Genomic DNA, 20,126 nt, shown 5'->3' on the forward strand with positions numbered 1-20,126 from the left:
AATCTGGTGTCCTAACCGATAGACGAAGGGCGCGTGCGCTTCGGTGGCGCCCTTATAGTCAGAGAGTTTCAGGACCGCAAGCGTTGCTTTTGCGTTTTTGCACAAATTATGACGGAGGTCGTCACACTCAAGGGGAGGCAGGTTGAGCTTTCGCGGCTGTGCCCCCTGAGAGCAGCTTCGAGAGGGACGGCATCCATCGCTTCTTGGTGGTGGCGGGTGCTGCATTGGTCGCCGGATCAGCCAAAGGTTCCGCAGCCGAGGCGACGTCTGCCGCTGACGGTGCCGCAACGGCGCCGAGCGCAGTCAACTGCTCCTCTGTCATCTGCACTTGTTGCGGCACTTGCTGCTGCGGTTCCCGCAGCGCCAGCATTTTTCGCTTCGGGCGCGGATCGGAAAGCTTTCGCAGCACAGGTGGGCCGTCATCCGTGGTTTGGGCAGCCGGCGGAGTCGGCTCGGCCACCGGTATAGTGGCGGCGGCTGGATCAACAGCAGCAGACGCCTGGATGGTGGGGCTGAACAAGCTCTTGCTGACAGCACGCACGCCGACGACCGGTAAGTCTGACGGTACGATGCTGGTGGAGGCTGCATTCTGGCCGACCTGTCCAGGCTGTACGACCTCCGGCTCCGGGAGCGGTGCTGGGCTCCGCGCTGCCGCAAAAATGCTGTTGGTACCAGCGCGAACGCCGGTCTCCTGCATGGTCAGATCGCCGAGATCTGCGGCGCTCGCTTGCGGTGTCGAGTGAGATTGCGCTGCATTCCCCATCTTGGCATTCTGTTGGGCGAGCACCTCGGGTGGTGGTTCCGCAATTTCGGTGTAAGCCGATGCCATGGGAGACGGATCGCGCTTCAAGGTTGGGGCCGGGCCGTCGTTCGGTGCATCAGGGGCATCTGACGCTGGTGCCGTCTTGCCTGCCATCGCCACGACCAAGGGGTCCTGATAGCCGGACAATGTCCGATCTGCCCTGGCGATAGAGGCAGCCGGTGTAGCGTCGCCCATGGACAGCAATTCTTCCGCACCCGTCTGACAGGAGGCGAGCACGAGACCGGCAATCGCGACAGACGCGACATTGGCCAGTGTGGACGACGAAAGGAAAGCGGTCATGACGGCCCCGAAATTATCTTCCTTGGAAGAGAGAGGGCGACGACTTCGCCCTCTCGCATCGAGGCCAATCTAGTCGCGCAAACTTGCGCGAAGCGGATTACCAGGCGCCAGTATTGCCCATGGAAACCCAAGGCTCGGCGGGGGCGAGGTTTTCGCCCTTTTGCAGGATCTCGATCGAGATTCCGTCGGGCGAGCGAACGAAAGCCATATGGCCGTCGCGCGGCGGGCGGTTGATGGTGACACCATTGTCCATCAGCTTCTGGCAGATGGCATAGATATCGTCGACCTCATAGGCGAGATGGCCAAAATTGCGGCCGCCTGTGTAATCTTCCGTATCCCAGTTGTAGGTGAGCTCGAGGCAAGGTGCCATCTCGGCCTTTGCCCGATCGAGATCGTTCGGCGCAGCAAGAAAGACGAGTGTGAAGCGGCCCTTCTCGTTCTCGTAACGCCGGATCTCCTGGAGGCCGAAAAGCGTGCAATAGAAGTGGAGCGAGGCGTCGAGGTCTTTCACTCTGACCATGGTGTGCAGGTAGCGCATGCAGATTTCTCCTGTGACGTTGGGCATATGGTACAGCCGACAGTTTCGAGCAAGGCTGTCGCTGCAAAAGCAACTGGTGAAATGTGAAACAAGGGCTTGCGCAAAGGCATTGACCGAATGTTAATCTGAATCTCAAGAATCAGTTAACTAAGCAATGTGACGCGTTTTCGAGGGGCTTGGGGAATGGCGGACAGAATATCATCGAAGGGGCTCGATGGATTCGAGGAGTTGTCCGGCGAGGCCGTTGACCTGCTGGAGATCACCGGCGTGGTTAAGTGGTTCGACGTCGCCAAAGGCTTCGGCTTCATCGTGCCGGATAATGGCATGCAGGACGTTCTCCTGCACGTGACCTGCCTGCGCCGCGATGGATATCAGACCATTCTCGAAGGCACGCGTATTGTTGCCCTTATTCAGAAGCGTGATCGCGGCTACCAGGCCTTCCGGATCCTGTCGATGGATCAGTCTACGGCTGTCCACCCGTCGCAGATGCCGCCGATGCGGACACACGTGCAGGTAACGCCAACCAGCGGGTTGGAACGTGCTCTGGTTAAGTGGTTCAACCGCACCAAGGGATTCGGCTTCCTGACGCGCGGCGAGGGGACTGAGGACATTTTCGTCCATATGGAGACATTGCGTCGGTTCGGTCTGACCGAGTTGCGGCCGGGCCAGACGGTTCTGGTCCGCTTTGGACCAGGGGATAAGGGCCTCATGGCAGCCGAGATCCACCCCGATAATCCCGGCCCGGCGCTCCGGGCGCATTGAGGTCCTGGATATGTCCGCGCGATTCTTTGTAGCATCCTTCAAAAGCGCCATAGTGGCGCTTTTCCTGTTTATGGGCTTCTCGGGCGTCAGTCAGGCAGACGTGACGTTCGACAAGGGGCGAATCGCGTTTGAACTGTCTGGTGGCAAAACCATAGGTTTTGAGGTCGAATGGGCGCTGACGGCCGAGCAGCGCGCACGGGGGCTGATGGAGCGCAGCAGCCTTGCCGCAGATGCTGGCATGCTGTTCGATTTCGGTGAAACACGCATGGTAACCATGTGGATGGCCAACACGCCGCTGTCACTGGACATGGTTTTCATTGATGACGAGGGCAGGGTGGTACGTGTTGCCGAGCGCACGGTGCCCTATTCGGAATCAATCGTCAGTTCGGGCGAGCCTGTGCACTATGTGCTCGAGATTCGCGGCGGTCGCGCAGCGGAGGTCGGGCTGGTCCCGGGAGCACGATTGCGCCTTCCGCTGGACCTGCCACAACCGGTAAATCAATAGGCTTGAATTTTTTCAGTGAATTACGCCCAGGCAAAGCGTGTTTTTGCTGTTGCAGGCGGGAGGGGAACCGTGTATCCCCACACCATTGCTGGAGCGGAGTGTAGCGCAGCCTGGTAGCGCATCTGGTTTGGGACCAGAGGGTCGGGAGTTCGAATCTCTCCACTCCGACCAGCAATGAAAAGCCGGCCTATGCCGCGCTGAATGAAGGGCGGCGGGCTGCCTCGCCGTCATTGGCTTCGAGACGGATGGGACCAATGTCTGCAAAGATCTATCGCCCGGCAAAAACCGCCATGCAGTCCGGCAAGGCCAAGACCCATCTCTGGGTGCTGGAATTCGATCAGGCCGCTCCGCGCCGCATTGACCCGATGATGGGTTACACCAGCTCAATAGACACCCGCCAGCAAGTCAAGCTGATGTTCGAAACGCTCGAGCAGGCTGAAGCCTATGCCAAGCGCGAAGCCATTGACTACCGTGTCATCCTGCCTAAGGACGCAAAGCGTCAGGTCGTTTCTTACACCGATAATTTCCGGTTCAGCCGCCTGCAGCCCTGGACGCACTGACCCCTTCTTGCCGCCGGCGCATGGTCGCCGGCCCTGGCCGGTCCCTTAGCTCAGCTGGATAGAGCAAGTGCCTTCTAAGCACTAGGTCGCAGGTTCGAGCCCTGCAGGGATCGCCATTTATCCCATCAAGTCTCTGATATAATTCAAACATATGACCTGATGACTGAGGTGTGAAATCATCTGCGGTCGTCGGCGACTCGTCGCATTCGCCAACCATTTGGAAACCCTTGGCGGCGATAATGCCGGTGACGAAAGGTTAACCATGGCCAGCACATCGAACCGCCGCACACCGCGCAAGCGCCGTAAATCCACCCGCTCGTCCGCGAGCAGAAGCGGGCAGGGCCTCACATCCTGGCTCGTCGTTCTCGGTCTCGTCGCCGCGGGTATTGGAGTCTATGAGAACAGGGCCGCTGTGCTGAAGGAGGTCGGCCCCTATCTGTCGCGCGACCGCCGCGAGACAAAGACTGAGACCCCGAGAGGAGAACGTCAGGCAGCGTTACCAACGCGCGCCGACAAGGATCTTCCCATCGGCGTCGTCCGAGCGCCTGTGCCGCCCAAAGCAGTTGCAAAGGCATTAGACTCGCCAGTTCCTGTCAGTCGCCCATCGGTATCAGTTGCATCAACGGCGACCGCAACAGCCACAGGCTTACACGGGCCCTTTTATTTTTGCGGCACCTCCGGCCTAGATAAGTGCGTGGCAAGCGGCGACAGTTTCTGGGTCAACAAGAAAAAGGTGGTGTTAGCAGACGTGATTGCGCCCGCGACGGAAAATGCAGCTTGCGCGCAGGAGCGGCAGAAAGGTTTTGCCGCCAAGGTGCGTCTACGGGCACTGTTGAATGCGGGAGAATTCGACCTTCAACTGTTGAAGGGGCAGGGCACGGAGGGATCCTCTGACGCCATGCGGGTTGCGACCCGTAACGGCCGCTCGCTCGGGTCAATTCTCGTTTCCGAAGGCCTGGCGCGACCGCGGATGGCGCGTGGTCATGCCTGGTGCAGTTGATCCACGCCGCTCACTGAAACACAGAGGCCAAGAATCGAAAAAGGCCCGCCAATTGGCGGGCCTTTTGCATAACGAGTCGAGGCCAGTGCACGGCTTAGTGCAGGATCTGGCTCAGGAATAGCTTGGTGCGCTCATGCTGCGGATTGTCGAAGAACTCGGCCGGCGAGTTTTGCTCGACGATCTGGCCCTGGTCCATGAAGATGACGCGGTCGGCAACCTGGCGGGCAAATCCCATTTCATGGGTGACGCACAGCATGGTCATGCCTTCTTCTGCAAGGCCCACCATCGTATCAAGCACTTCCTTGACCATTTCCGGATCAAGTGCCGAGGTCGGCTCGTCGAAGAGCATGATCTTCGGCTTCATGCAGAGTGCACGGGCAATGGCAACGCGCTGTTGCTGGCCGCCTGAAAGCTGACCCGGATACTTGTTTGCCTGCTCCGGGATCTTGACGCGCTTGAGAAAGTGCATCGCGACCTCTTCCGCGTCCTTCTTCGGCATTTTGCGGACCCAGATCGGTGCGAGCGTACAATTCTCGAGGATTGTCAGATGCGGGAAGAGGTTGAAGTGCTGGAACACCATGCCGACCTCGCGGCGCACTTCGTCGATCTTCTTCAGGTCATTTGTCAGTTCGATATTGTCGACAAGAATATTGCCCGACTGGTGTTCTTCCAGGCGATTGATGCAGCGTATCATCGTTGACTTCCCGGAGCCCGAGGGCCCGGCGATGACGATACGTTCACCCTTCATCACCTTGAGATTGACGTCACGCAGAACGTGGAAGTCGCCATACCACTTGTTCATGTTGATCAGTTCGACGGCGACCTCGGTTTCGGAAACCTTGGCATTCTTGAGTTGAGCTTCAGCCATGGGCGTTTTCCTGTTTAGCGTTTATGTCCGGTGTCGAGATGCCGTTCCACGAAGGCGGAATAGCGCGACATGCCGAAGCAGAAGATCCAGAAGATGAAACCTGCAAAGATCAGCCCGGTCAATGGTGTGACGGGCGTGATCCATTTGGCGTCGCCGAAGCTTGCCTTCACGATGCCAAGCAGGTCGTACATATTGATGATGGAGACCAGCGAAGTGTCCTTGAACATGCCGATAAAGGTGTTCACGATGCCGGGAATGACGAGCTTGATCGCCTGCGGCATGATGATGAAAACCATCTTCTGCCCATAGTTGAGGCCAAGAGAATCAGCCCCTTCATACTGGCCCTTCGGTATGGCCTGAAGGCCGCCGCGAATGACTTCCGCCATGTAGGCCGATGCGAAGATCGACACACCGACGAGCGCTCGCAGGAACTTGTCGATATTGTCCCCCGGTGGCAGGAACAAGGGCAGAAGTACGCTGGCCATGAACAGGACGGTAATCAACGGCACGCCGCGAACGAGCTCGATAAAGGCAACGCAAGCCGCCTTGACGATCGGCATCTTCGACCGCCGTCCCATGGCGAGCAGGATGCCGAAGGGCAGTGAGACAACAATGCCGATGAAAGACAGGATCAGCGTCACCATCAGGCCACCCCACATCGACGTCTCCACATGGCTGAGGCCGAAGGAGCCGCCGAGAAGCAGGACATAGGCGAGGATGGGCAGCACGACGAGCAGCAGGACGGCGTTCAGCCCCTTGCGCGGCATCTTCGGGATCAGGAAGGGCACCAGAAGCGCGACAAACAGCACGGCGATCAGGATCGGTCGCCAGAGCTGGTCGCGGGGGTAGGAGCCGACCATGAACTGGGTGAACCAGTCACCGACATAGGCCCAGCAGGCGCCACTCCAGCCATCCGGCTGGTTGCCGCCCTGCACGAGTGTCGCGCAGGCCGCGCGTCCGTCACCCGACCACACAGCCGAGATGAACAGCCAATCAAAGACCGACAGCACGAACCACACGATCACGGCGCCGAAGGCCAGCGTCATGATGGAGTCGAGCGGGGTGGCAAACAGGTTTTTGCGCATCCAGCCGCCGATCGACTTGTCGGATGTCGGTGCGGGCAGGGCCGGCAGAAATTCCTGGCGGAGATAGGAGATGTCTTTGCTCATCTTAGCGCTCCACCAGAGCCATCTTGGCATTGAACCAGTTCATAAACAGCGATGTCGCAAGGCTGATCGAAACATAGATCAGCATCCAGATTGCAATGATCTCGATTGAATGTCCCGACTGGTTGAGAATCGTCCCGCCCACGGCAACGAGGTCGGCATAACCGATTGCAACCGCCAGTGACGAGTTCTTGGTCAGGTTCAGGTATTGCGATGTCAGTGGCGGGATAATGATCCGAAGCGCCTGCGGCAGAACCACCAGGCGCGTGGTCAGACCGGAACGGATGCCCAGCGCATTCGCTGCTTCGCTCTGTCCTTTCGATACACCTCGAATGCCGGCGCGAACAATCTCGGCAATGAAGGATGCGGTGTAAAAGGAGAGCGCCATGTAAAGCGACAGAAATTCTGGCCCGATGACGGTGCCGCCACGCATGTTGAACTTGCCGAGCACCGGCGTATCGAACGTGACGGGTGAGCCGATGGCCACAAAAGCCAGGAGCGGCAAGCCGAGAATCAGGGCCAGATTGATATAAAGAACGGGCGGGCGCTTGCCGGTCGCCAACTGCTTGGCCGTGGCCCAGCGACTGTAGGCGATCGCACCGACGACGCCAAACGCCAGAGCAAGCAGCACAACAGACATGCCCTCGCCGAAGACGGGGGCCGGCATGTAGATACCGCGATTGCTGACGAAAACCGAAAGCGGCAGCGAAAGCGACTGCTTCACGTCGGGGAGCAGTGAGAGTACGCCCTTGTACCAGAAGAAGATGACAAGCAGCGGCGGAATGTTGCGGAAGACCTCGACATAGACGGTCGACAGCCGCGCGATCAGCCAGTTGTTCGACAGCCGGCCAATGCCGACCAGAAGACCGATGATGGTCGCGGTGATGATGCCGGTGACCGCCACAATCAACGTGTTAACAAGACCGAGCGTGAGGGCGCGCATATAGCTGGAATCGCTGGTATACGCGATCGGCGTCTGGGCAATGTCAAAGCCCGCGCGGCTGCCGAGAAAGTCAAAGCCAGCGGTCATGTTGGCCCGCGCCAAGTTCTCTGCGGCATTGGTGCCGGCAAACCAGAACAGCCAGACAACGAAGATGACGGTCAGTGCCTGATAGACGAACTGACGCAGGGCGGGATTGTAAAGCAAAGAGGTCCCGGAGCGCGCAGCTCCGCCCCGGTTTGCAGTTTCAACTGCCATATATCTGTCCCCTGAACCGCAGCCTGTTCTGGCCGGGTGCTTATTTTTATTGATTTATGCGTCCTGCCATGAAGTGGGAAGGCGCAGAGCGCCTTCCCGTATGCGGCAATCCGGGTTTAGCGGATCGGCGGAGCGTATTGCAGGCCACCCTTGGACCACAATGCATTGAGGCCGCGTTCGATTTTCAGCGGGCTGCCCTGACCGACGTTGCGCTCGAAGGATTCGCCGTAGTTACCGACCTGCTTGATGATGTTGTAGGCCCACTTTTCATCAAGGCCGAGGTCCTTGCCGATCGTCTGGTCTTTTTCCTCGCCAAGGAAGCGCTTGATATCAGGGTTTTCCGACTTGACCATCTCATCGACATTCGCCTGCGTGATGCCAAAGTCTTCGGCAGTGACCAGCGCGTAATGTGCGAAGGTTACAACGTCGAACCACTTAGAGTCGTTCTGGCGAACGGCTGGCCCAAGCGGCTCCTTCGAGATGATTTCCGGAAGGATGACGTGGTCTGCCGGGTTCGCGAGCGACAGGCGGATCGAATAGAGGCCCGACTGGTCGGTCGTGTAGACGTCGCAACGACCGGACTGATAGGCGGCGTCAACCTCTTCCTGCTTTTCGAAAACGACCGGATTGTATTCCATGCCGTTGGCCTTGAAGTAGTCGGCGAGGTTCAGCTCGGTTGTCGTGCCGGACTGTACGCAAACGGCAGCGCCGGACAGTTCCAGTGCCGACTTCACGTCCAGCTTCTTCGAGACCATGAAGCCCTGACCGTCATAATAGTTCACGGCGCGGAAATCGAAGCCGAGCTGAGAATCGCGGCTGGCGCTCCATGTCGTGTTACGAGCAAGCATGTCGATTTCGCCGGACTGCAGGGCCGGAAAACGGTCCTTGGCAGACAGAGGCGTGAACTTGACCTTGGTGGCGTCACCGAAAACGGCAGCTGCAACGGACTTGCAGAGGTCGACGTCGAGGCCGGTCCAGTTGCCCGACGAATCCTGGGCGCCGAAACCAGCCAGATTGGAGCCGTTCACGCCGCACTGTACGAAGCCCTTTGCCTTGACGTCATCAAGCGTCCCCGCGACCGCGGCCGATGCGCCAAATCCCAGGACGGCAGCGCCGATGGCGACTGACAGGAACTTGTTGTTCATTTTTCCCAACCTTTTTCTCTTGTTTTTCGTGCGATGGCGTCAGCCTGAAACGAAACGCGACGACCATCGGCTCGATAGCCTCCCGGGCCGAGCGCTTCTATCACAATCGTAAATGGATGCATGGTCAAGTGTTTATGGAAACGCCTGATCAGAAAAGCGCTAATTTGCCGAAACCGCATCGAATTTAGGCAATTTTGGCGAGTAAGAGCAAAAATGTGATCATTTTTGTATCTGCGGCAGTGATTGCATTGCGTGAGAAGCATGGCTGCATCTGGCGGCGGAAGAGCGCAACATACTCTTGACCTCGGGCGCGACATCGGACGACAACAGCAGGGAAACGCAGACGGAATGAGAGCGATGAGTAAGAACAAGGACTGGCTGGCATCCGCCGGCAGCAACACGAAACTATGCCACTCGGGCTATGAGCCGACCGATTATTTCGGCTTCGTCAATCCGCCCGTCGTGCACGCGTCCACGGTGCTTTTCCCGAGTGCGCGGGCCATGGAAACGCGCTCCCAGCCCTATACATATGGCACCCGCGGTACGCCGACGACCGATGCGCTCTGCCGAGCGATCGACGAGCTTGAGGGGGCTGCCGGCACGATCCTGGTGCCGTCCGGTCTGGCCGCAATCACGGTTCCCTTCCTCGCCTTCCTGTCGGCCGGTGATCATGCGCTCATTGTCGATTCCGTCTATTCGCCCTGCCGTCATTTCTGCAACACCATGCTGACGCGGCTCGGGGTCGAGGTCGAGTACTATGATCCGGAAATCGGGGAGGGGATTGAGACGCTGATCCGGAGCAATACCCGGCTGGTGCATACGGAGGCTCCGGGCTCCAACACGATGGAGATACAGGACATTAGGACAATCTCTGCGATTGCCCACCGGCACGGCTGTGTCGTCACCATGGACAATACATGGGCGACGCCACTCTACTTCAAGCCGCTCGACCATGGCGTCGACATCTCGATCCATGCCGCGACGAAGTATCCATCCGGACATTCGGACATCCTGCTCGGCACGGTGTCCGCCAACGCGGAACATTGGGAGCGGCTGAAGGAAGCCAATATCACACTTGGCATCTGCGGTGCTCCGGATGATTCTTACCAGATTCTGCGCGGCTTGCGCACGATGGGGCTCAGGCTCGATCACCACTACCGCAGCGCGCTTGCTGTTGCCCGCTGGCTTGAGGCGCGCAAGGATGTGGCACGGGTCCTGCACCCGGCTCTCGAAAGTTTTCCGGGCCACGAGATCTGGAAACGTGATTTCAAGGGGGCGAGCGGCGTCTTTTCCTTCCTCTTGCCTGCCTCGTCACCCGATAGGATCAGGCCAAAAGCGCATGCATTCCTCGATGCACTCCAGCTCTTCGGTCTGGGCTGGTCCTGGGGCGGTTATGAGAGCCTGGCGGTCCAGGTCAATCTGGATGACCGCACGATCCGGAAGGGCCCGGTAGACGCTGCCGTTATCCGCCTGCAAATCGGTCTCGAGGACGTCGAGGATATCATGGCTGACCTCGAACGCGGCTTCGCCGCGGCGTCGGCCGTGTAATCTCGCTTTAATGTCTCAGCTGTCGATCTTGTGGCCATAGAGCCAGTCAAGGTCGGCGGCGAGCCGCTCGGGCGAACGCAAAGACAGGACAATGTCCCGTCCTAAGCGGATAGGACCGCGGGCGTGATAGGCGAGGCGGTTGAAATCACCGCGCGCCTTGACGCGGGAAGCCCTTGCTTTCCGAACCTTCTCGAAATCCGAGAGTGCGAGGGGGAGCGGCGCGCGGGCCACGTGATCAGCGAGCGCGTAGGCGTCTTCGATTGCCATTGCGGCCCCTTGCGCCGAAAATGGCATCATCGCATGTGCGGCATCACCGATCAGCACGGTATCGTAGCCATTCTGCCAGTTACCCTCTGAAGCCTGATAGAGCGGCCAGAATGTCGGGTTGATTGCCCCGGCCAGAATGGTCCGTATATCGCTATGCCAGCCGGAAAACTGCTCAAGCAGCATCGCCCGACGCGCAGCATCTGCCTCGATCGCCCAGCCTTCGTCGCTTTTTGCCCCGCTCGCAATGGCGACCAGATTGAAGCCGCCGATCTCCCTTAGCGGATAGCAGACGAGATGCGCCTTGGGGCCAAGAAAGGCCGTCACCCCGTCGCGAGACAGGAAGCTGGGTGCCTTGTGCTGATCGACCGTGAACCGCCACGCGATATTGCCGGAAAAGCTGACGCTGGGGCTGTCGGCGATCGCGTCACGCGCATTCGACCAGACGCCATCGGCGCCGACAACCAGATCCGGTCGGCGACCTGTCACGGCTTCGAGTGCATCCGCCCCAACCCCTTGGATCCTCTGTCCAAGATGCAGGCGGCAAAGCGGCTGACTAAGTACGGCCCGAAGAAGGGCTTGTTGCAGGGTGGATCGATGAAGCACGCCGTAGGGCTTGCCCCACCGCATGCGGGCAAACGAGCCGGCTGGTACCTGCGCCAATTGCCGTAGATTGGTACCTGAAGCCAACACAATGGACTGCGGCTCGATCCAATGCCTCTCAAGGTCGGCAAGCACATCAAGCTGATCGAGTACGCGCGTCGCATTCGGGGATAGCTGCAGGCCAGCCCCCACTTCGCCGAGTTGCGGCGCCTGCTCAATGATGTCGCTGGAGATGCCTTTGAGGGCAAGCGAAAGGCCAGCCGTCAGGCCTGCCATCCCGGCTCCGATGATGGCAGCGTGCGCGATAGCCATGATGTTATGCCGATCGATCCGCCGCGATCACGCCGCCTTGACGTGGAAGACGCAGCCTGGCGGGTTGGTCTGTTCGGCTTTCAGGCTCGGATTGAAACGATAAAGGGTCGAGCAATAAGAGCAGACTTTCTCGTCATCATGGCCCATATCGATGAAGACATGCGGATGGTCGAAGGGCGTGGACGCGCCGGTGCACATGAATTCCTTCACGCCGATTTCGATCATGCGATGACCGCCGTCGTTCTGGAAATGGGGAATGGTGTGGCCGGCCATGACAGACTCCGAAACTGCTTCGATAATTTGGCCGGACATTAGCGCCCTCCAGTTCAAAAGTGTAGAGCCAAAGCCATGCTCGACCCACAGAAAATCGGCCTGCGGCAATTGATGTCAGACCCTGCTTGACTAAGGTGCGGATCGAGCCTGAAAGGACTTTACGATGAATCTCGATGCGCCGCCCTTTTCCCGTTTTCGCAATGATGGCCTGGAGCTTGCTTACTTCGATGACGGCGACCCGGCAGGCGAACCAATTCTTCTGATTCACGGGTTTGCCTCTTCGGCCAGCGTAAACTGGGTTTATACCGGCTGGCTGCGAACATTGGGGGACGCTGGTTTCCGCGTCATCGGCATCGACAATCGTGGCCATGGGGAAAGCGACAAGCCGCATGATCCAGAGGCCTATCACCCGTCGGATATGGCGAGCGATTCAGCGGCTCTGCTGACGCATCTCGGTATCGCTGACGCGCATGTGATGGGTTACTCGATGGGCGCACGAATCGCGGCCTTTCTGGCAATCGAACATCCCGACCGTGTGCGCTCCCTGGTCTTTGGCGGCCTCGGTATTGGGATGTGTGATGGTGTTGGCGACTGGGATCCGATCGCGGAAGCCCTTCTGGCGCCGTCGCTAGAGGATGTGACGCATGAGCGGGGCCGGATGTTCCGGGCTTTCGCCGACCAGACGCGGTCTGACAGGATGGCGCTCGCAGCTTGCATCAGCACGTCACGTGACCTCGTGTCACGCGAGGACATCGCTCGCGTCGATGCCCCGACCCTGATTGGTGTCGGCACGAAGGACGACATCGCTGGTTCCGCTCAGGAGCTTGGCGACCTGATGCAGACGGCAACGGTTCTCGATATCCCCAATCGAGACCACATGCTCGCGGTAGGTGACCGCGTTTTTAAGAAGGCGGTCCTGGAGTTTCTCGCCGCGCGCGCTGCGTCTTGATACTCACTTTCCGGTGAAGGTGGGCTGTCGCTTTTCGGCAAAGGCAGCTCGACCCTCGGCATAGTCGGCGCTGGTGAAGGTTGATACGCCCAGGATTTCTGCTTCGCGCAAAAGGTCAAGGTCCTCAGTTTCAACCGCGCGGATCGCCAGCTTTGACGCCCTGATCGACAGGGGCGCATTCGCCGCAATTGCCCTCGCCACGATGAGTGTCTCCGCATCAAGCGCCGCCGGGTCTGTGACCGCAGAGAGGAAGCCGCAGGTGAAGAGCTCGTGGGCAGTGAGGCTTGCGCCGGTGAACAGGGCACGGCGCGCTATTGCGCTGCCAAGTCCACGGACGAAATCCTGCACTGCATCGGCTGGATAAGCGATCCCGAGCCGCGCGGCCGGCACGGCGAAAACGGATTTGTCGGCCGCAATTCTCAGATCAGCGGCAGCCGCAAGCCCGAACCCGCCGCCATAGCAGATCCCACGGATAGCGGCGATCACCGGAACCGACGCCTCGCGAACGGCAGCGAATGCGGCGCTGTTGCTGGCCTCATACACCCGTGCGGTCTCGGCATCTTTGCGCAGGGCGGCAAATTCCGAAATGTCCGCTCCGGCACTGAAGTCCACCTCTCCGCCGCCTTGCAGCAAGATGACGCGGGCACCAGCCGACGCCTGAAGCCATTGAATGGCGTCGGGGATTGCCCGCCACATGGCGGCATTGATCGCGTTTTTTCGGGAAGGGCTGTCGATCACGAGATAGCCCACGCCCCCATCACAGCTTGCCTTGATCTGGTTCTGCGCGAAAGCGTTCGATTGTTTCATGCCGGCCCCATTTGTGTTCGTTGGGTCTTCGTCTATATAATAGCCTTCCAATACGAATGGGGAGACCGGCAATGGTCGCACACAACGACATCCTCAAGGCCGATATCGTGAAATCCATGGATCCGATCTGGGACAGTCTGCGGCATGAAGCCCGACTGGCGGCTGATCGCGATCCGATGCTGGCCGCATTCTTCCATTCGACGGTGCTGAGCCATCGCTCGCTTGAGGACTGCGTGATCTATCGGATTTGCGAGCGGCTTGACCACAGTGATGTCCCGGCGATCGTTCTGCGTCAGGCGTTTGAGGCCATGATGGCTGACTGGCCGGAATGGACCGGCATTCTGCGCGTCGATATTCAGGCCGTGTATGATCGCGACCCCGCCTGCACCCGTTTCATGGAGCCGGTTCTCTATTTCAAGGGCTTCCATGCGATCCAGACACACCGTCTGGCGCATTGGCTCTGGAATAACGGTCGTCGTGACTTTGCGCTGTATCTTCAGAGCCGCTCGTCCAACATTTTCCAGACCGACATCAATCCGGCCGCGCGGATTGGCAAAGGCATCTTCCTCGACCATGCAACCGGCCTTGTCGTCGGTGAGACTGCCCGTATCGGCGACAATGTCTCGATCCTGCATGGCGTGACGCTAGGAGGCACGGGCAAGGAGGGGGCCGACCGCCATCCCAAGATCGGCGACGGCGTGATGATTGGTGCGGGCGCGAAAGTGCTCGGTAATATCGAGGTTGGTAGCTGCTCGCGCATCGCCGCCGGATCCGTCGTCCTCAAACCTGTGCCGAAATGCACTACGGTGGCCGGTGTCCCGGCGCGCGTTGTGGGTGAGGCGGGCTGTGCCGAGCCGGCGCGTTCCATGGATCAGATGATCGCATCGGTCGACTGAGGGCTGGCGTCAGCCACACGGGTCGCCTGGTCTTGGCCTGGGCAAAGTGCGGTTTGCGTCTTTACATCCGCGGAACGCCCGTGCGACAAGCGCGCAAATTCGAACCAAGCATGGAGACTGAGCGTGAAGCCCGATGAATTGAAGAAGCTCGACGCCTATTTCAAGCGGACCTTCAACCCGACGATGAGCGTCAAGGCTCGTCCGCGCAAAGATGACTCGGCCGAGGTCTATGTCGGTGACGAGTTTCTCGGTGTTGTCTTCAAGGACGAGGAAGACGGCGACCTCTCCTATAATTTCTCGATGGCGATCCTCGACGTTGATCTGTAATAGGGCTTGTAGCCCTGGGTTGAGGTGGTTGGGAAATTCCCTCGACCTATCAAAGACCTGAGGCCCTCGCACCGACGAGGGCCTTTTTTATTGTTGCGTAATGCAACCTTGGGTGTTGTTGCGACGCACAATTTCGCTTGACGCTTTTTGTGCGGGTGCTATCTTTCGCAAGAGAATGACACGCTTGATGGAGGAAATCGCATGATCAGTTTCGATGAAGCCAACAAGAAGGGCAAGGAAGCTATGGACACCATGCTGAAGAACTATTCGGAGGTGGCGCGCGGTTTCCAAGCGATCGCTACGGAGGCTGGCGATTATTCGAAGAAGTCGTTTCAGGACATGGCATCCTACATGGAAGCTCTGACCACCGTGAAGAGCGTTGAGGCTGTCTTCGAATTGCAGACTTCCTTCCTCAAGTCCTCCTATGAGAGTTTTGTCGCCGAGGCGACGAAGTTGAGCGAGATGTATGCAGATCTTGCAAAGACAGCCTATAAGCCCTTCGAGGCGCAGATCGGCAAGATGCCATCCATGACGCCAGTCGCTGCCTGATCGAGGCTTGCGTGAGCCCTGCGAGACCGGTTGCGCCCTGCGCAGCCGGTCTTGTCATTTGTGCTCGCTGGTATAACTTGTCTCTCCTATATCTTCGGGTCTACCGTGCTGCGGGACAAAATCTCTTGAGCGTGCGGCCGGGGGCTTAAAATCACCAGAATATGACCTACCTACTGTGCTGAGTGTTCGTCCGCACCGATGTGCAAAGGCAAACGGCCGGGCAACGGAGAATGAACTGAAATGACTGCAAAGCCGGTCTTCATGCAAAGCCAGGGCGACGGGGAGAATGCCAACCGCGGCACCTCCGTGATCACCCGCACCAAGCCGAAGACAAAGAAGCCGAATCTGTACCGCGTACTGCTTCTCAACGACGACTACACGCCCATGGAATTCGTGATCCATATCCTGGAGCGCTTTTTCCAGAAGGACAGGGAAGCCGCCACCCGCGTCATGCTCCATGTGCACAATCATGGTGTCGGCGAATGTGGCGTCTTCACGTACGAAGTCGCCGAGACGAAAGTCTCGCAGGTGATGGATTTCGCGAGGCAACATGAGCATCCGCTTCAATGCGTCATGGAAAAGAAGTGAGGATCAGACGTGCCAACATTTTCGCCCAGCCTTGAGAAGGCGCTGCATCAGGCCCTGACCTACGCAAACGAACGTCACCATGAATATGCGACGCTCGAACACCTGTTGCTTGCTCTGATCGACGATGCCGATGCAGCCGCCGTCATGGGGGCCTGCAACGTCAATCTCGACGTTCTGCGCAAGAACGTCTCCGAATTCGTCGACAACGATCTCTCCAATCTTGTGACGGGATACGACGAGGATTCGAAGCCGACATCGAGCTTCCAACGCGTCATCCAGCGCGCCGTGATCCACGTGCAGTCGTCAGGGCGCGAAGAGGTGACCGGCGCAAATGTTCTGGTCGCGATCTTTGCAGAGCGCGAGAGCAACGCTGCCTACTTCCTGCAGGAGCAGGAAATGACACGCTACGACGCGGTCAATTACATCTCCCATGGCATTGGCAAGCGCCCGGGCTCCTCCCAGGTGCGCAACCCACGCGGCGCGGAAGAGGGCGAGGCGGAAGCCAAGCCCGGCCGTGAGCCAGAGGAAGGTGCTGCCAAGGGCGGAAAGCAGGAGGCGCTGAAAGCCTACTGCGTCAACCTCAATGAGAAAGCCAAGACCGGCCGGATCGACCCGCTCATCGGTCGCCACGACGAGGTCAACCGCACGATCCAGGTTCTGTGCCGCCGCTCGAAGAACAATCCGCTTTATGTCGGTGACCCCGGCGTCGGCAAGACGGCTATTGCTGAGGGTCTAGCCAAGCGCATCGTTGAAGGCAAGGTGCCGGAAGCGCTCGCAGACGCAACGATCTTCTCGCTCGACATGGGCACGCTGCTTGCCGGCACCCGGTATCGCGGTGACTTCGAAGAGCGTCTGAAGCAGGTCGTCAAGGAACTGGAAGACTATCCGGGGGCCGTGCTCTTTATCGATGAGATCCACACCGTCATCGGTGCGGGCGCCACGTCAGGTGGGGCCATGGATGCGTCCAACCTGTTGAAGCCGGCGCTGTCTTCGGGCGCGATCCGGTGCATCGGGTCGACCACCTACAAGGAATACCGCCAGTTCTTCGAAAAAGACCGCGCGCTTGTTCGCCGCTTCCAGAAGATCGACGTCAATGAGCCGTCGATCGACGATGCAATCGAAATCATGAAGGGCCTCAAGCCCTATTTCGAGGACTATCACAAGCTGCGTTACACCAACGAGGCGATCAAGTCGGCCGTCGAGCTTTCGGCCCGCTACATCTCTGACCGCAAGCTGCCGGACAAGGCGATCGATGTGATCGACGAGACGGGGGCAGCGCAGATGCTGTTGCCGGCCTCAAAGCGCCGCAAGCTGATCACCGAGAAGGAAATCGAGGTCACCATCGCGACCATGGCCCGGATTCCGCCCAAGACGGTATCCAAGGACGACGAGATGGTTCTTGCCAACCTGGAGAAGGAACTGCGGTCCGTCGTCTATGGCCAGGATGCGGCGATCGAGGCTCTGTCGACGGCAATCAAGCTTGCCCGTGCGGGCCTTCGCGAGCCGAACAAGCCGATCGGCTCCTACGTCTTCTCCGGCCCGACCGGCGTCGGCAAGACGGAAGTGGCAAAGCAACTCGCAGCCTCTCTCGGCGTCGAGATGCAGCGCTTCGACATGTCGGAATACATGGAGCGTCACACGGTGTCGCGCCTCCTCGGTGCGCCTCCCGGCTATGTTGGGTTCGACCAGGGTGGTCTCTTGACCGATGGCGTCGACCAGCATCCGCACAGTGTGGTCCTGCTCGATGAAATCGAAAAGGCGCATCCGGATATCTACAATATCCTGTTGCAGGTCATGGACCATGGCTCGCTGACCGACCACAACGGCAAGAAGATCGACTTCCGCAACGTCATTTTGATCATGACAACGAATGCGGGTGCGTCTGAAATGGCGAAGTCGGCGATCGGCTTTGGCTCGTCCAAGCGCACCGGGGAGGATGAGGAGGCAATCAACCGCCTGTTCACGCCGGAATTCCGCAACCGTCTGGATGCGATCATTCCGTTCGCGCCGCTGCCAAGTGACGTCATTCACAAGGTCGTTCAGAAGTTCGTCATGCAGCTGGAAGCCCAGCTTTCGGAACGGGGCGTGACTTTCGATCTGTCGGAACCGGCGATCGCCTGGTTGGCCACCCGCGGCTATGATGAAAAGATGGGTGCGCGTCCGCTCGGTCGCGTCATCCAGGAATACATCAAGAAGCCGCTCGCCAACGAGATCCTGTTCGGCAAGCTTAAGAAGGGCGGCTTGGTCAAGGTCGGGATCAAGGCCGGAGACAATGGCGAAGAGGTTCTGGACCTCGAAGCGATTTCCGAGGTGGCACCCGTGAAGCCCAAGCCCGAAGCTGAGGTCGCCTCTGCCAAGCCGGTCAAGGCAAAGCGCAAGTCTGCGCCGAAGGCGGCAGCCGTTGAAGATGAAGGCGAGGTGGCCGTGATCGAAGCTGCGCCGCAGCCTGCCAAGCGGAGCGCGGTGCCGAAGGTGCCGAAGAAGAAGTAAGCCCTCCGCTTTAGGAGATCGGTGCCGGGCGCAAGCCCGGCACTTCTTTTTGTCGATCTGGAATACGCAATGGCTTCGGCACCCCCTGCACTGTCTCAAGGCCGCTGGTTCCTCGCGGGTATGCGCGGCCTTTTCAGCCTCCCGGCGGTTATCTTGATGATTTCCTTCGTCGGCTTTTCGGCCTTCGCCCTGGAATCGGGCGTCAGCCGGGCCGAGGCGATGGTGATGACCGCCGCTGTCTGGGCGCTGCCGGCGAAAATGATCCTGATCGGTACGATGACGAGCGGGGCGAATCTTTTTGCGATCTTCCTTGCCGTGTCCCTGTCGTCGATCCGCCTGATGCCGATGGTGGCCTCGCTCGTGCCGGAAATGCGCAACGAGCGGACGCCGACCTGGTTGCTCCTGATCCTCTCCCATTTTGTCGCCATCACCGCCTGGGTCTTCGCGATGAGCTCCTTAAAGGAAGTGCCACGCGAAGCGCGCATCGCGTATTTCTCCGGCTTCGGCATCACGCTGGTCACGGTGAATACGGTGCTCGTCGGCGTGAGCTTCGGACTGGTCGCAAGCTTCCCGCCGGTCGTCGCCGGACTCCTGTTCTTCCTGACGCCCGTCTACTTCATCGCCTCGATCTGGGCGACGGGTCGCCAGTCGGTGGTCAAGGTAGCTTTCGTCGTCGGCGTCGTCGCTGGCCCACTCCTTGCAGTTCTGGTGCCCGGCTTCGACATCCTGATCGCCGGGCTTGGCGGTGGCACGGTGGCCTATCTGTTCGATCGCTACGTCATCCGTAAGGGCCAGTCTTCCGGGGCTGAGAGGGGCGAGGGACCGGGACAGCCGGAGGAGGCCGTATGATGGCGGAATACTGGCCCTATATCGTGATCCTCGTCGCCGGTTGGCTGGCAACCGACATCTGGCGATGGCTAGGGGTTTTGGCTGGCAACCGGCTGCAGGAAGGCTCGGAAACCTTGAATTGGGTGAGGGCAGTGGCCACAGCGCTGGTCATGGCTGTCACGGCAAAGCTCGTGGTCTTCCCGACAGGCACGCTGGAGGCCTCACCGCTGTGGTTGAGGCTCCTTGCCGCCAGCATTGGCTTTGCCGCCTTCCTGATTGCCGGCCAGCGTGTGCTGGTCGGCGTCGTCGTACCACTTGCCATTCTAGGCGCCGGTCTCATGTGGCTACCGTCCTGACAGAGGGAAGGTATCAGAGGGCGGCTCTGATTTTTTCAGCCTGCGCTTTGAGAACATCGACATCAGCCATGCCGCCTGAATGCGGCTTCAGCGGCAGCGCCTCGTGCCGCGGGATCACGTGGAAATGCAGATGATATACCGTTTGGCCGGCCGCTGCTTCGTTGAACTGCGCGACATACACACCGTCCGCCTCGAAGGCGTCCTTCACGGCATTGGCGAGCTTCTGAACCACTGGCAAAACCTTCGCAAGCACGGCAGGATCGGCATCCAGGAGATTGCGTGAGCCGACCTTGGGGATGACCAGGAGGTGGCCTGGTGCCTGTGGCATCACGTCCATGAAGGCAAGTGTATCGTCGTCTTCATAGAGCTTAACCGACGGAATGTCGCCGCTCAGGATCTTGGCGAAGATATTGTTGGGGTCGTAAGACGCAGTCATCAGCAAAAACTCCTCGATTCGACAGTCAGTTAACGGCAAGTCCCGTCGTGCGACAA

23 protein-coding genes and 2 tRNA genes are annotated in these 20,126 nt (G+C 59.3%); 15 read left to right on the forward strand and 10 right to left on the reverse strand.

All coding sequences use genetic code 11. From position 1 onward, the window contains the following. Positions 1 to 127: 127 nt before the first annotated feature. Both IP76_RS11340 and gloA read right to left on the reverse strand, forming a co-directional pair. A complete protein-coding gene (locus IP76_RS11340) occupies positions 128 to 1,102 on the reverse strand; it encodes a hypothetical protein (RefSeq protein WP_054158336.1) in 975 nt (324 codons plus the stop codon). A 97-nt stretch (positions 1,103 to 1,199) separates the two neighbouring features. Further along, complete coding sequence (gene gloA / locus IP76_RS11345; protein ID WP_054158337.1) at positions 1,200 to 1,640, reverse strand: lactoylglutathione lyase; 441 nt, start codon at positions 1,638 to 1,640, stop codon at positions 1,200 to 1,202. 183 nt (positions 1,641 to 1,823) lie between these two features. Between gloA and IP76_RS11350 the strand changes: the two genes are divergently transcribed. The 6 genes from IP76_RS11350 to IP76_RS11375 all read left to right on the forward strand — a co-directional run bounded on the left by IP76_RS11350 (position 1,824) and on the right by IP76_RS11375 (position 4,467). Then, on the forward strand, positions 1,824 to 2,402 hold the full coding sequence (locus tag IP76_RS11350) for a cold-shock protein (RefSeq protein WP_054158338.1): 579 nt from the start codon (positions 1,824 to 1,826) through the stop codon (positions 2,400 to 2,402). 10 nt (positions 2,403 to 2,412) lie between these two features. Then, on the forward strand, positions 2,413 to 2,907 hold the full coding sequence (locus tag IP76_RS11355; protein WP_054158339.1) for a DUF192 domain-containing protein: 495 nt from the start codon (positions 2,413 to 2,415) through the stop codon (positions 2,905 to 2,907). A 94-nt stretch (positions 2,908 to 3,001) separates the two neighbouring features. Beyond that, positions 3,002 to 3,078: transfer RNA gene (locus IP76_RS11360), tRNA-Pro, on the forward strand. 83 nt (positions 3,079 to 3,161) lie between these two features. After that, the gene (locus IP76_RS11365; protein WP_054158340.1) at positions 3,162 to 3,467 is read left to right on the forward strand and encodes an ETC complex I subunit; all 306 of its coding nucleotides are present in this window, start codon (positions 3,162 to 3,164) and stop codon (positions 3,465 to 3,467) included. Positions 3,468 to 3,506: 39 nt separating this feature from the next. Then, positions 3,507 to 3,583, forward strand: a tRNA-Arg gene (locus tag IP76_RS11370). Positions 3,584 to 3,729: 146 nt separating this feature from the next. Continuing rightward, positions 3,730 to 4,467, forward strand: coding sequence for a nuclease (locus IP76_RS11375; protein ID WP_054158341.1), 738 nt, complete (start codon positions 3,730 to 3,732; stop codon positions 4,465 to 4,467). 94 nt (positions 4,468 to 4,561) lie between these two features. Here the strand turns inward: IP76_RS11375 and IP76_RS11380 are convergent, their stop codons facing one another. From IP76_RS11380 to IP76_RS11395, 4 genes are all read right to left on the reverse strand, one after another. Continuing rightward, complete coding sequence (locus IP76_RS11380) at positions 4,562 to 5,335, reverse strand: amino acid ABC transporter ATP-binding protein (RefSeq protein ID WP_054158342.1); 774 nt, start codon at positions 5,333 to 5,335, stop codon at positions 4,562 to 4,564. A 14-nt stretch (positions 5,336 to 5,349) separates the two neighbouring features. Then, on the reverse strand, positions 5,350 to 6,504 hold the full coding sequence (locus tag IP76_RS11385) for an amino acid ABC transporter permease (RefSeq protein WP_054158343.1): 1,155 nt from the start codon (positions 6,502 to 6,504) through the stop codon (positions 5,350 to 5,352). 1 nt (position 6,505) lies between these two features. Beyond that, positions 6,506 to 7,699, reverse strand: a complete 1,194-nt coding sequence (locus IP76_RS11390) for an amino acid ABC transporter permease (protein WP_054158344.1) — start codon at positions 7,697 to 7,699, stop codon at positions 6,506 to 6,508. 116 nt (positions 7,700 to 7,815) lie between these two features. Beyond that, a complete protein-coding gene (locus IP76_RS11395; protein WP_054158345.1) occupies positions 7,816 to 8,844 on the reverse strand; it encodes an amino acid ABC transporter substrate-binding protein in 1,029 nt (342 codons plus the stop codon). A 357-nt stretch (positions 8,845 to 9,201) separates the two neighbouring features. On the opposite strand from IP76_RS11395, the gene IP76_RS11400 reads away from it, so the two are divergent. Beyond that, on the forward strand, positions 9,202 to 10,392 hold the full coding sequence (locus IP76_RS11400) for a cystathionine beta-lyase (RefSeq protein ID WP_054158346.1): 1,191 nt from the start codon (positions 9,202 to 9,204) through the stop codon (positions 10,390 to 10,392). 15 nt (positions 10,393 to 10,407) lie between these two features. On the opposite strand, the gene IP76_RS11405 is transcribed toward IP76_RS11400, so the two are convergent. Both IP76_RS11405 and IP76_RS11410 read right to left on the reverse strand, forming a co-directional pair. After that, on the reverse strand, positions 10,408 to 11,571 hold the full coding sequence (locus IP76_RS11405) for an FAD-dependent monooxygenase (protein WP_054158347.1): 1,164 nt from the start codon (positions 11,569 to 11,571) through the stop codon (positions 10,408 to 10,410). Positions 11,572 to 11,598: 27 nt separating this feature from the next. Further along, entirely contained in the window at positions 11,599 to 11,844 is a 246-nt protein-coding gene (locus IP76_RS11410) for a zinc-finger domain-containing protein (RefSeq protein WP_054158508.1), read from the reverse strand. A 163-nt stretch (positions 11,845 to 12,007) separates the two neighbouring features. On the opposite strand from IP76_RS11410, the gene IP76_RS11415 reads away from it, so the two are divergent. Further along, a complete protein-coding gene (locus IP76_RS11415; protein WP_054158348.1) occupies positions 12,008 to 12,793 on the forward strand; it encodes an alpha/beta fold hydrolase in 786 nt (261 codons plus the stop codon). 3 nt (positions 12,794 to 12,796) lie between these two features. On the opposite strand, the gene IP76_RS11420 is transcribed toward IP76_RS11415, so the two are convergent. Further along, complete coding sequence (locus IP76_RS11420) at positions 12,797 to 13,600, reverse strand: enoyl-CoA hydratase-related protein (RefSeq protein ID WP_054158349.1); 804 nt, start codon at positions 13,598 to 13,600, stop codon at positions 12,797 to 12,799. A 71-nt stretch (positions 13,601 to 13,671) separates the two neighbouring features. Here IP76_RS11420 and cysE point away from each other — a divergent pair, with 71 nt between their 5' ends. The 7 genes from cysE (at position 13,672) to IP76_RS11455 (ending at position 19,634) form a co-directional block, all read left to right on the forward strand. Further along, positions 13,672 to 14,496 (forward strand): serine O-acetyltransferase, encoded by an 825-nt coding sequence (gene cysE, locus IP76_RS11425; protein ID WP_054158350.1) that lies wholly within the window; start codon positions 13,672 to 13,674, stop codon positions 14,494 to 14,496. 123 nt (positions 14,497 to 14,619) lie between these two features. Continuing rightward, positions 14,620 to 14,823, forward strand: a complete 204-nt coding sequence (locus IP76_RS11430) for a DUF3126 family protein (RefSeq protein WP_054158351.1) — start codon at positions 14,620 to 14,622, stop codon at positions 14,821 to 14,823. A 201-nt stretch (positions 14,824 to 15,024) separates the two neighbouring features. Then, on the forward strand, positions 15,025 to 15,372 hold the full coding sequence (locus tag IP76_RS11435) for a phasin family protein (protein WP_054158352.1): 348 nt from the start codon (positions 15,025 to 15,027) through the stop codon (positions 15,370 to 15,372). A gap of 240 nt (positions 15,373 to 15,612) precedes the next feature. Next, complete coding sequence (clpS, locus tag IP76_RS11440; RefSeq protein WP_054158353.1) at positions 15,613 to 15,960, forward strand: ATP-dependent Clp protease adapter ClpS; 348 nt, start codon at positions 15,613 to 15,615, stop codon at positions 15,958 to 15,960. Between the two features lie 9 nt (positions 15,961 to 15,969). After that, positions 15,970 to 18,450 (forward strand): ATP-dependent Clp protease ATP-binding subunit ClpA, encoded by a 2,481-nt coding sequence (gene clpA / locus IP76_RS11445; RefSeq protein WP_054158354.1) that lies wholly within the window; start codon positions 15,970 to 15,972, stop codon positions 18,448 to 18,450. Between the two features lie 69 nt (positions 18,451 to 18,519). Then, the gene (locus IP76_RS11450; protein WP_054158509.1) at positions 18,520 to 19,299 is read left to right on the forward strand and encodes an AzlC family ABC transporter permease; all 780 of its coding nucleotides are present in this window, start codon (positions 18,520 to 18,522) and stop codon (positions 19,297 to 19,299) included. Further along, complete coding sequence (locus IP76_RS11455) at positions 19,296 to 19,634, forward strand: AzlD domain-containing protein (protein ID WP_054158355.1); 339 nt, start codon at positions 19,296 to 19,298, stop codon at positions 19,632 to 19,634. Before IP76_RS11450 ends, IP76_RS11455 begins: the two co-directional genes overlap by 4 nt. A 13-nt stretch (positions 19,635 to 19,647) precedes the next feature. On the opposite strand, the gene IP76_RS11460 is transcribed toward IP76_RS11455, so the two are convergent. After that, entirely contained in the window at positions 19,648 to 20,070 is a 423-nt protein-coding gene (locus IP76_RS11460; RefSeq protein ID WP_054158356.1) for an HIT family protein, read from the reverse strand. Positions 20,071 to 20,126: the final 56 nt, after the last annotated feature.

It is taken from the genome of Rhizobium sp. AAP43 (assembly GCF_001296045.1).
Taxonomy (GTDB): Bacteria; Pseudomonadota; Alphaproteobacteria; order Rhizobiales; family Rhizobiaceae; genus Allorhizobium.

What these genes read in the sequence shown, in the direction of transcription:
- IP76_RS11420 (WP_054158349.1), bottom strand. Translation starts at nt 13,600, where the DNA reads ATGAAACAATCGAACGCTTTCGCGCAGAACCAGATCAAGGCAAGCTGT.
- IP76_RS11410 (WP_054158508.1), bottom strand. Translation starts at nt 11,844, where the DNA reads ATGGCCGGCCACACCATTCCCCATTTCCAGAACGACGGCGGTCATCGC.
- IP76_RS11395 (WP_054158345.1), bottom strand. Translation starts at nt 8,844, where the DNA reads ATGAACAACAAGTTCCTGTCAGTCGCCATCGGCGCTGCCGTCCTGGGA.
- IP76_RS11380 (WP_054158342.1), bottom strand. Translation starts at nt 5,335, where the DNA reads ATGGCTGAAGCTCAACTCAAGAATGCCAAGGTTTCCGAAACCGAGGTC.
- IP76_RS11405 (WP_054158347.1), bottom strand. Translation starts at nt 11,571, where the DNA reads ATGGCTATCGCGCACGCTGCCATCATCGGAGCCGGGATGGCAGGCCTG.
- IP76_RS11340 (WP_054158336.1), bottom strand. Translation starts at nt 1,102, where the DNA reads ATGACCGCTTTCCTTTCGTCGTCCACACTGGCCAATGTCGCGTCTGTC.
- clpS (WP_054158353.1), top strand. Translation starts at nt 15,613, where the DNA reads ATGACTGCAAAGCCGGTCTTCATGCAAAGCCAGGGCGACGGGGAGAAT.
- IP76_RS11400 (WP_054158346.1), top strand. Translation starts at nt 9,202, where the DNA reads ATGAGTAAGAACAAGGACTGGCTGGCATCCGCCGGCAGCAACACGAAA.
- IP76_RS11435 (WP_054158352.1), top strand. Translation starts at nt 15,025, where the DNA reads ATGATCAGTTTCGATGAAGCCAACAAGAAGGGCAAGGAAGCTATGGAC.
- IP76_RS11455 (WP_054158355.1), top strand. Translation starts at nt 19,296, where the DNA reads ATGATGGCGGAATACTGGCCCTATATCGTGATCCTCGTCGCCGGTTGG.
- IP76_RS11415 (WP_054158348.1), top strand. Translation starts at nt 12,008, where the DNA reads ATGAATCTCGATGCGCCGCCCTTTTCCCGTTTTCGCAATGATGGCCTG.
- IP76_RS11375 (WP_054158341.1), top strand. Translation starts at nt 3,730, where the DNA reads ATGGCCAGCACATCGAACCGCCGCACACCGCGCAAGCGCCGTAAATCC.
- IP76_RS11355 (WP_054158339.1), top strand. Translation starts at nt 2,413, where the DNA reads ATGTCCGCGCGATTCTTTGTAGCATCCTTCAAAAGCGCCATAGTGGCG.
- IP76_RS11460 (WP_054158356.1), bottom strand. Translation starts at nt 20,070, where the DNA reads ATGACTGCGTCTTACGACCCCAACAATATCTTCGCCAAGATCCTGAGC.
- IP76_RS11385 (WP_054158343.1), bottom strand. Translation starts at nt 6,504, where the DNA reads ATGAGCAAAGACATCTCCTATCTCCGCCAGGAATTTCTGCCGGCCCTG.
- cysE (WP_054158350.1), top strand. Translation starts at nt 13,672, where the DNA reads ATGGTCGCACACAACGACATCCTCAAGGCCGATATCGTGAAATCCATG.
- IP76_RS11390 (WP_054158344.1), bottom strand. Translation starts at nt 7,699, where the DNA reads ATGGCAGTTGAAACTGCAAACCGGGGCGGAGCTGCGCGCTCCGGGACC.
- IP76_RS11350 (WP_054158338.1), top strand. Translation starts at nt 1,824, where the DNA reads ATGGCGGACAGAATATCATCGAAGGGGCTCGATGGATTCGAGGAGTTG.
- IP76_RS11450 (WP_054158509.1), top strand. Translation starts at nt 18,520, where the DNA reads ATGGCTTCGGCACCCCCTGCACTGTCTCAAGGCCGCTGGTTCCTCGCG.
- IP76_RS11365 (WP_054158340.1), top strand. Translation starts at nt 3,162, where the DNA reads ATGTCTGCAAAGATCTATCGCCCGGCAAAAACCGCCATGCAGTCCGGC.
- gloA (WP_054158337.1), bottom strand. Translation starts at nt 1,640, where the DNA reads ATGCGCTACCTGCACACCATGGTCAGAGTGAAAGACCTCGACGCCTCG.